Consider the following 8,920-nt stretch of genomic DNA (forward strand, 5'->3'; position numbering starts at 1 on the left):
GAGGATTGCGCTCGATCTGAAGATTGCAGCAGCAAGATCCGAACAGCCGCCAGACCTGGCGGCTTTTTTGTTTCAGCCGGCAGGTCTCCCAATCAGGAGCAGAAAGCCGTGTTGACCACCACAGACGATCTTCGGGTCAAGGAAATAAGGGAATTGAGTACGCCGGACGAGGTGATGCGGGAGATACCGCGCACACTGACGGCGACGCGGACCGTTGCCGCGTCACGCAATGCTATCCATGCCGTGCTGACCGGCACCGACGACCGGCTGGTGGTCGTCGTCGGCCCCTGTTCGATCCACGACCCGGCCGCTGCCGTAGACTATGCCAGCCGCTTGGCATCGCTGCGAGAGAGCCTGTCGGACCGGCTGGAGATCGTGATGCGGGTGTATTTCGAGAAGCCGCGCACGACGGTCGGCTGGAAGGGCCTGATCAACGATCCCGACCTGGACGGCAGCTTCAACATCGACAAGGGGCTGCGGATGGCCCGCAACGTGCTCGCCGCCGTCAACAATCTCGGCCTGCCGGCGGCGACCGAATTCCTCGACATGGCCACCCCGCAATATGTCGCCGACCTCGTCGCCTGGGGCGCGATCGGCGCGCGCACGACCGAGAGCCAGATCCATCGCGAACTGGCATCGGGCCTGTCCTGCCCGGTCGGCTTCAAGAACGGCACTGACGGCAATCTGCGGATCGCCGCCGAGGCGGTGAAATCGGCCGCCCAACCGCATCATTTCATGGCGGTGACGAAGGGCGGACGCAGCGCCATCGCGACGACCACCGGCAACGAGGACTGCCACGTCATCCTGCGCGGCGGCATTCAGCCCAATTATGACGCAACAAGCGTCGCGGCTGCCTGCGCGGAACTCGGCCGGATCGGCGTGGCGCCGCGGCTGATGATCGATGTCAGCCACGCCAACAGCAGCAAGAAGCCGGAAAACCAGCCAGGGGTGGCGGCTGACGTGGCTGGCCAGGTCGCGGCAGGCGACGAGCGCATCATCGGCGTCATGATCGAGAGCAACCTCGTCGCCGGCCGGCAGGACGTCGTGCCGGGCAAGCCGCTCGTCTATGGCCAGAGCATCACCGATGGCTGCATCGACTGGGCAGCCACCGAGACGGTGCTTCACGGCCTTGCCGACGCCGTCGAGCGGCGCCGGTCGGTGCGCCGAAGCATGATATCAAGCCGTTCAGGCGCCGCCTGAGCACTTCTCCTTCTCCCCTTGTGGGAGAAGGTGGATCGGCACGCAGCGCCGAGCCGGATGAGGGTGCTGGAAGAAACTCGGCGTAAAATATTGAGGGATTTTAAGCGCTTATTTCTTCGCTGTAGCGATCCGTCCAACACCCCTCATCCGACCGAGCTTCGCTCGGCCACCTTCACCCTCAAGGGGAGAAGGGGAAGCCAGCGCCGGGCTTACTACCGCACAGCGATCCAGCGCTGTTCCGCGAACGAGCGCGCCATCGCATGCACGGTGCGCTCGATCTCCAGGCCTTCGTCGAAGTCGATGATCCGCGCCGGCTTGCCGGCAAGCCGCGTCAACAGTTCCCGGCATTCGATGATCTTGAGGTCATTAAAGCCAAGGCCGTGGCCGGGCGCCGGCAGGAAGGCGTCGTAAGGCCTGTGGTGCGGGGCAACCAGGACTGTCCGATAGCCTTGCTCCGTCGGTCGGTCGGCTGTCAGATAGAGCTGGAACTCGTTCATCCGCTCCTGGTCGTATAGGATCGAGCCCTTCGAACCAAAAATCTGGATGGCGATCCGGCCCTTGCGGCCCCAGGCCGAACGGTTGACCAGCAACGTGCCGGCAATGCCGTTTTCGAGATGCATCAGGATGCTGGCGATGTCATAGGTCTCGACGGCGCGGCGCCCGCCCGAGGCGACGCGGCGTTCGGCATAGGGCCTGGCCATGTCGCACATGACTCGGGCGACGCGGCCGAACAGTACCGCTATGAGCGACAGCGGATGCACGGCGAAATCGTCGAGCGCGCCGTAACCGGACGCCGCCTCGTGCTTCCAGAAGAACAGCGCCTCCGGATCGGCCATGAAGTCCTCGTCCATCTCGATACGCAGATGGTTGACCTCGCCGATGATCTTCTCGTCGAGCAGCGCGCCGATATGGCGGATCGCCGGGTTCTGAATATAGTTATAGCCCAGCGCGGCAACCTTGCCGGATTTCCGCGCGGCCGCAGCCATCGCTTGCGCCTCCGCAAAACTTGGCGCCATCGGTTTTTCACACCACAGATGCTTGCCGGCTTCGAGGATGGCGATGGCCATTTCCGGGTGGAACTGGTTCGGCGTAGTCAACGAGATGACATCGACGTCGGGATCGTCGACGACTGCGCGCCAGTCGCCGGAGGCCTTGGCGAAGCCGAATTCGCTGGCACGGCGTTTGGCAAGGTCCTCGTTGACCTCGCCCAGATGGACCAGCCTTGGCTTGTCGACATCGGGAAAGACGGTGCCGACCGCGTTCCAGGCAATGGCGTGGCACTTGCCCATGAAGCCCGTGCCGATAAGACCTACCCCGACCATCCGCTTGCCTCCCTGTGTGCAAATTTTGTGTGGATGAATTAGTCCATTTTGTTTGCAAATGGAACGCTTGTCTCATTTTTTATGGTGTTCTTGCACAGGCCCGCTATGATGGGGCACAGAGGGAACCGACGATGAGCCTGGGCGGAGCGACGATGGACGAACGGGTGCCGCGCGATTTCGAAACGCTGCGGGCGACGATCCTGGAGCGGCGTCAGAGCCTGCCGAAACGTATCGCCCAGATCGCCGCCTATGCGCTCGACAACCCCGACGATATCGCCTTCGGCACCGCTGCCAGCATCGCCGCCTCCGCCGGTGTTCAGCCTTCGACCCTGATCCGCTTTGCCCAGCAGCTTGGCTTTGACGGTTTCACCAGCCTGCAGCTGGTGTTTCGCGAGCGCCTGCGCGAGCGCAACTCGTCCTACGATGAAAGGCTGGCGGCATTGCGCGCCAAGGCCGAGGAAGGCGCCGGCCACCGGGCGATTTTCGACGGTTTCGTCGCCGCAGCCAGCACCTCGCTCAACGACATTTCGCGCACGCTGAATGAAGACCATTTCGAAGACGCAATCGCCGTTCTGGCCAAGGCGGAAACCATTTATGTGCTGGCCAAGCGGCGCTCCTACCCGGTCGCCTCCTATATCGCCTATGCGTTGGGCAAGCTCAAGATCCGCAACCAGCTGATCGAATCGGCCGCCGGCCTGAACGCGGAGATGATCGGCTTTGCCTCTCCAAGGGATGCCGTCATCGCCATCAGCTTTTCGCCCTATGCCCCTGCCACCATCGAGGAGGCGCGCGTCATTTCGGAGCAAGGCGTGCCGATCGTGGCGATCACCGACAGCTCTTTTTCGCCGCTCGCCCAATTCGCCAGGGTCTGGTTCGAGGTCGCCGAGGCCGATTTCGCCGGCTTCCGCTCGCTGTCGGCGACGATGGCTTTGGCCATGGCGCTGACCGTTGCCGTCGGCGAGAAGCGGCGCGATAGCGGCCGCAAGCGCAAGGCCTAGATCACCTCTATTGCCGTTTCGCCTTCTGCCAAAAGCCGCGCTGCGTCGCGGGCAGGCGGCGACCCGAACTGGCGGGCATACTCCCGGCTGAACTGGGAAGCACTCTCATAGCCGACAGCGAAGGCGACACGCGCCACGTTGCCCGGCTGAGCAATCAGCAGATGGCGGGCTTCCAGCAAGCGGATTTGCTTTTGATACTGGATTGGGCTCATGGCCGTCGCCGCCTTGAAGTGACGATAAAACGCAGCACTGCTCATATGGGCGATCTCGGCCAGATCGCCGACCCGGACCGGCTGATGGGGGTGCGAACGGATCCAGGCGATCGCCCTGCCGATCCGGGACAGATGGCCATCGGCGCGCGCAAGTTCACGAAGCTTTCCGCCCTGGGGGCCTTGCAGGAGCCGAAACAGCATCTCCCGCTCGAGCATGGTCGCGAGCACGGGAATCTCCGCTGGCCGGTCAAGCAACCGCATCATTCGACGCAACGCGTCGAGCAGATCGTCATCAACGGGAGTGGTGGAGAAGAAACTGTCGCCACCGAGGGCTGGCGCGTGCTCGACGAGGAGCGCGGCGACGGCTTGCAGGTCAAGGGTCAAGCCAATGGCCAGATAAGGACGCGCCGCGCTCGCTTCGACTATCTGGCTGATAGTGGGCGTCTCGACAGTGTAGATGAAATAGCTGGCCGGGTTGTAACGAAGAGCCCGGGAGCCGATCAGGACCGTCTTTGCGCCCTGCAATACGAATAAGATCCCCGACCCCCACACACCTGGCAATGGTGCCGTGGCGACTTCGCTGCGGCCGATCGAAACGCGGGGAACCGCCGTTCTTGTTCGTCGCCCGCGCGCATGGCGGCCGGCGATCTCGATCAACTCCTGCAGCGCCTCGTTCATTGCGCCAGCATCGCGCATTCACGCTGGCCGCGCAACAGCGTGAGAGGATTAGGCAAGAGCCTGAGAATTTCCGGCGCGCGGCGCCCGCTGCCTCGCGCCATTTGTGGGTCTTCCACAAGAAAAATGGAGACACCGAAATGACGACTTCGAAGACCGCGCTGGTGACCGGCGCCAACAAGGGTATAGGCCGCGAAATCGCCCGGCGACTGGCGACCATGGGCTTCAAGGTCTGGCTCGGCGCCAGGAGCGCCGAACGCGGCATGGCGGCGGCGCAGGCATTGTGCGCGGAAGGCCTCGACGCAGAGTGGCTTGAGCTGGACGTCACGAGGGATGACAGTGTGAAGGCGGCAGCCAAGGCGCTCGGGCAGGCCAGCCCCTGCCTCGACGTGCTGGTGAACAACGCCGGCGTCGCCATCAATTACGACCTGCCGCCGAGCCAGCAGCGGATCGCCGACATCCAGGCCACCTACGACGTCAATGTCTTCGGCCCGATCCGCGTGACACAGGCATTCCTGCCGCTGCTGCTGGCAGCACCTGCTGCCCGTATCGTGATGGTGAGCAGCTCCACCGGGTCCATCGGCCGGGCGCTCGATCCCGCCACCGCGAATCACGCCGTCAATATGATGGGCTACGGCAGCTCCAAGACAGCCTTGAACGCCATCACCGTGGGCTTCGCCAGGGAGCTCGCGCTCCAGGGCATCAAGGTCAACGCCGCGGCGCCCGGCTATACCGCCACCGATCTCAATGGGTATAAAGGTCAGCGCACGGTGCAGCAGGCAGCCGAGATCGTCATTCACCTGGCGACCCTGGACGCCAATGGCCCGACCGCCGGGTACTTCAACGATGACGGCCCGCTTCCTTGGTAAATCAGCTGGTTTCAGCGGCAGACGCTTGACGTTCGTCTGACTTCAAAGTTTCTCACCGCGCCGGCCTTTGCAGAGCACTTTTCGGCCTTGGGAATGCTCGTTCCATATTGACTATGGATTGGAATTATTATTTCATATTACCGGCGCCACGCTGCCGCTCGCGCGTGTTACCCAAGACAACAAAGCCGATGGGAGGTTCGAATGGGCGAAGCCGTGGAAGCGAGACATGCGCCGCTCGACATCATCACGATCGGCCGTGCGTCCGTCGATCTCTACGGCCAGCAGATCGGCTCGCGCCTGGAAGATATCACCTCCTTTGCCAAGTCGGTCGGCGGCTGTCCAGCCAATATCGCGGTCGGCACTGCCAGGCTCGGCCTGCGCTCGGCGTTGCTCACCCGCGTCGGCAATGAGCAGATGGGCCGCTTCATCCGCGAGCAGCTGACCCGCGAGGGCGTTTCGGTCCAAGGCCTCAAGACCGATCCGGAGCGGCTGACCGCCCTGGTGCTGCTGTCGGTCGAGGATGAGGGCGTCTCGCCGATGATCTTCTATCGCAGCGATTGCGCCGACATGGCGCTTTCGGAAGACGATATCGATGAGGCCTTCATTGCTTCAGCACGCGCGGTCGTCGTCACCGGCACGCATTTTTCACGGCCCAACAGCGACGCCGCGCAACGCAAGGCGATCCGTGTCATGAAGGCCAAGGGCGGCAAGGTGGTGTTCGACATCGACTACCGCCCTAACCTGTGGGGCCTCGCCGGCCATGCCGAAGGCTTCGAGCGCTATGTGAAATCCGACCGCGTCTCGGCGCAGTTGAAGACGGTGCTGCCCGACTGCGATCTCATCGTCGGCACCGAAGAGGAGATCATGATCGCCTCCGGCGCAGACGATTGCCTGAGCGCGCTGAAAACCATCCGCTCGCTGTCGACGGCGACCATAGTGCTGAAGCGCGGTGCCATGGGCTGCATCGTCTATGACGGGCCGATCAGCGACGATCTCGAGGACGGTATCGTCGGCAAGGGGTTTCCGATCGAGGTCTACAATGTGCTCGGCGCCGGCGACGCTTTCATGTCGGGCTTCCTGCGCGGCTGGCTCGGCGAGGAAAGCCTGGCGACGGCCGCGACCTGGGCCAATGCCTGCGGCGCCTTTGCCGTATCGCGGCTGCTCTGCGCACCTGAATACCCGACTTTCGAGGAATTGCAGTTCTTCCTGAAAAACGGCAGCAAGCATCTGGCGCTGCGCAAGGACGAGGCGATCAACCACATCCATTGGGCGACCACGCGCCGGCGCGACATCCCCTCTCTGATGGCGTTCGCCTGCGACCACCGCGTCCAGCTGGAGGACGTCGCGGCAAAGGCCGGCGCCGATCCGTCGCGAATCCCGGCTTTCAAGGTGCTGACGGTCAAGGCTGCGGCAAAGGTCGCGGCTGGCCGCGGCGGCTATGGCATGCTGCTCGACGAAAAATACGGGCGCGAGGCGATGTTCGAATTCGCCCACCATTCCTTCGCCTGGCTCGGCCGGCCGGTCGAGTTGCCGGGTTCGCGGCCGCTTCGCTTCGAGTTCTCGCAAGACATAGGCTCGCAACTGACCGAATGGCCGGTCGACCACTGCATCAAATGCCTGTGCTTCTATCATCCCGACGATCCCGCGGCGCTGAAGAGCGAACAGCAGCAGAAACTGCGCGCTTTGTTCGAGGCCGCGCGGAAAGTGGGGAGAGAACTTCTGGTCGAGATCATCGCCGGCAAGCACGGCAAGCTCGACGACATGACCATCCCGCGGGCGCTTGAGGAACTCTACGCACTCGGCATCAAGCCCGACTGGTGGAAGCTCGAACCGCAGGCATCGACCGGCGCATGGGCAAAGATCGAGGCGGTGATCCTGAAGAACGATCCGTGGTGCCGCGGGATTGTACTGCTGGGTTTGGAAGCACCGCAGGACGAATTGGAAGCGGCCTTCGCCGCCACCGCCAAGGCGCCCATCGTCAAGGGTTTCGCTGTCGGCCGTACCATCTTCATCAACGCGGCCGAACAATGGCTTGCCGGCAAGATGTCGGACGATGAGGCGGTTGCCGACATGGCGTCGCGCTTCGAGAGGCTGACCGAGGCATGGCTTGCCGTGCGCGGCCGCAAAGCAGCATAAGAAGGCGCGGCATAAGGACTGCGGAGGAAAACGACATGACCAAGACAATCCGCCTGACGATGGCGCAGGCGCTGACCCGCTTTCTTGCCCAACAGATGGCCGAGATCGACGGCAAGAAAGTGCCGATCTTCGGCGGCGTCTGGGCAATCTTCGGCCACGGCAATGTCGCCGGCGTCGGCGAGGCGCTCTACCAGGTCCGCGACGAATTGCCGACGTTCCGTGCCCATAACGAGCAAGCGATGGCGCATGCGGCGATCGCCTATGCCAAGGCCAATTTCCGCCGCCGCTTCATGGCGGCGACCAGTTCGATCGGCCCTGGCGCGCTGAATATGGTGACGGCGGCAGCACTTGCGCATGTAAACAGGTTGCCTGTCCTGTTTCTGCCCGGCGACGTCTTCGCCAATCGCATTCCCGATCCCGTCCTGCAGCAAGCCGAGGATTTTTCCGACGGTACGGCGACGGTCAATGACTGCCTCAGGCCGGTGTCGCGCTATTTCGACCGCATCACCCGGCCGGAGCAGATCATGCCGGCGCTCAACCGCGCCATGCAGGTGCTGACCGATCCGGCTGAGTGTGGCCCGGTAACGCTGGCGCTGTGCCAGGACGTGCAGGCCGAGGCCTATGATTATCCCGAGAGTTTCTTTGCCGAGCGGCTCTGGACCCAGCGGCGAGCGCGCCCGGACCGCCAAGAGTTAGCAGCTGCAGTGGCGGCGCTGAAGAGCGCGAAGAAGCCATTGGTGATTGCCGGCGGTGGCGTGCTCTATTCGCAAGCGTCGGATGAATTGGCGAAGCTGGCGCAAGACGCTGGCATTCCGGTGTGCGAGACGCAAGGCGGCAAATCCTCGCTGCCCGACGATCATCCGCTGAACATGGCGGCGGTCGGCGTTACCGGCACTTCGGCTGCCAACAGGCTGGCCGAAGAGGCCGACGTCGTGCTTGCCGTCGGCACCAGGCTGCAGGATTTCACCACTGGCTCCTGGGCGTTGTTCAAGAATTCCGGCAAGACCATGATCGGGCTCAACGTCCAGCCTTTCGATGCCGGAAAGCACCAGGCGCTGCCGCTGGTCGCCGATGCGGCTGAAGGGCTCGCCGAACTCGGTGCGGCGCTGAAAGGCTGGAAAGCTCCTTCTGGCTGGACCGACAATGCGATCAGCGGCAAGAAGGACTGGCAGGCGGATGCCGGCAAGGTGACGGCGTCGACCAATGCCGCCTATCCGTCCGACGCGCAGGTGATCGGCGCCGTACAGCGCGCCATGGGCTCCGGCGTGGTACTGCTCCATGCCGCCGGCGGCTTGCCCGGCGAATTGCACAAGCTATGGCAGGCGGGCACGCCCGGCTCCTATCATGCCGAATACGGCTTCTCGACCATGGGCTACGAAATCGCCGGGGGGGGGTGGGGGGCAATGGGCCAGGCCCCCGCCGCGGGTGTTGTGTTGTTAGGGGGCGGGGGCGGCCCGGTTGTGAAATTCGCGGGGGGGTCGTCGGTGGTTGGCGGGCGCCACCCCGTG

7 protein-coding genes are annotated in these 8,920 nt (G+C 63.7%); 5 read left to right on the forward strand and 2 right to left on the reverse strand.

All coding sequences use genetic code 11. The annotated features are described in order from the left end of the window. Positions 1–108 precede the first annotated feature (108 nt). Positions 109–1,200, forward strand: a complete 1,092-nt coding sequence (locus NKH01_RS25575) for a 3-deoxy-7-phosphoheptulonate synthase (protein ID WP_353022996.1) — start codon at positions 109–111, stop codon at positions 1,198–1,200. 212 nt (positions 1,201–1,412) lie between these two features. On the opposite strand, the gene NKH01_RS25580 is transcribed toward NKH01_RS25575, so the two are convergent. Continuing rightward, a complete protein-coding gene (locus NKH01_RS25580) occupies positions 1,413–2,522 on the reverse strand; it encodes a Gfo/Idh/MocA family protein (RefSeq protein WP_023718239.1) in 1,110 nt (369 codons plus the stop codon). A 152-nt stretch (positions 2,523–2,674) separates the two neighbouring features. Here NKH01_RS25580 and NKH01_RS25585 point away from each other — a divergent pair, with 152 nt between their 5' ends. Then, positions 2,675–3,520 carry a MurR/RpiR family transcriptional regulator gene (locus tag NKH01_RS25585; RefSeq protein ID WP_352484502.1) on the forward strand — a complete coding sequence of 282 codons (846 nt, stop codon included), beginning with the start codon at positions 2,675–2,677 and terminating at the stop codon, positions 3,518–3,520. Here NKH01_RS25585 and NKH01_RS25590 read toward each other — a convergent pair. After that, a complete protein-coding gene (locus NKH01_RS25590; protein ID WP_352816616.1) occupies positions 3,517–4,410 on the reverse strand; it encodes an AraC family transcriptional regulator in 894 nt (297 codons plus the stop codon). The two genes, NKH01_RS25585 and NKH01_RS25590, sit on opposite strands and share 4 nt — an antisense overlap. A 137-nt stretch (positions 4,411–4,547) precedes the next feature. Between NKH01_RS25590 and NKH01_RS25595 the strand changes: the two genes are divergently transcribed. From NKH01_RS25595 to iolD, 3 genes are all read left to right on the forward strand, one after another. Further along, positions 4,548–5,276, forward strand: coding sequence for an SDR family NAD(P)-dependent oxidoreductase (locus NKH01_RS25595; protein WP_023718236.1), 729 nt, complete (start codon positions 4,548–4,550; stop codon positions 5,274–5,276). A 201-nt stretch (positions 5,277–5,477) separates the two neighbouring features. Next, the gene (locus tag NKH01_RS25600) at positions 5,478–7,412 is read left to right on the forward strand and encodes a bifunctional 5-dehydro-2-deoxygluconokinase/5-dehydro-2-deoxyphosphogluconate aldolase (protein WP_023718235.1); all 1,935 of its coding nucleotides are present in this window, start codon (positions 5,478–5,480) and stop codon (positions 7,410–7,412) included. Positions 7,413–7,447: 35 nt separating this feature from the next. Then, positions 7,448–8,920, forward strand: a 1,473-nt coding sequence (gene iolD / locus NKH01_RS25605; protein ID WP_353022997.1) for a 3D-(3,5/4)-trihydroxycyclohexane-1,2-dione acylhydrolase (decyclizing), incomplete at its 3' end; no start/stop codon positions are given.

Origin of the sequence: Mesorhizobium sp. M1403 (assembly GCF_040317695.1) — a bacterium.
GTDB lineage: Bacteria > Pseudomonadota > Alphaproteobacteria > Rhizobiales > Rhizobiaceae > Mesorhizobium.

What these genes read in the sequence shown, in the direction of transcription:
- NKH01_RS25580 (WP_023718239.1), bottom strand. Translation starts at nt 2,522, where the DNA reads ATGGTCGGGGTAGGTCTTATCGGCACGGGCTTCATGGGCAAGTGCCAC.
- NKH01_RS25585 (WP_352484502.1), top strand. Translation starts at nt 2,675, where the DNA reads ATGGACGAACGGGTGCCGCGCGATTTCGAAACGCTGCGGGCGACGATC.
- NKH01_RS25590 (WP_352816616.1), bottom strand. Translation starts at nt 4,410, where the DNA reads ATGAACGAGGCGCTGCAGGAGTTGATCGAGATCGCCGGCCGCCATGCG.
- NKH01_RS25595 (WP_023718236.1), top strand. Translation starts at nt 4,548, where the DNA reads ATGACGACTTCGAAGACCGCGCTGGTGACCGGCGCCAACAAGGGTATA.
- NKH01_RS25600 (WP_023718235.1), top strand. Translation starts at nt 5,478, where the DNA reads ATGGGCGAAGCCGTGGAAGCGAGACATGCGCCGCTCGACATCATCACG.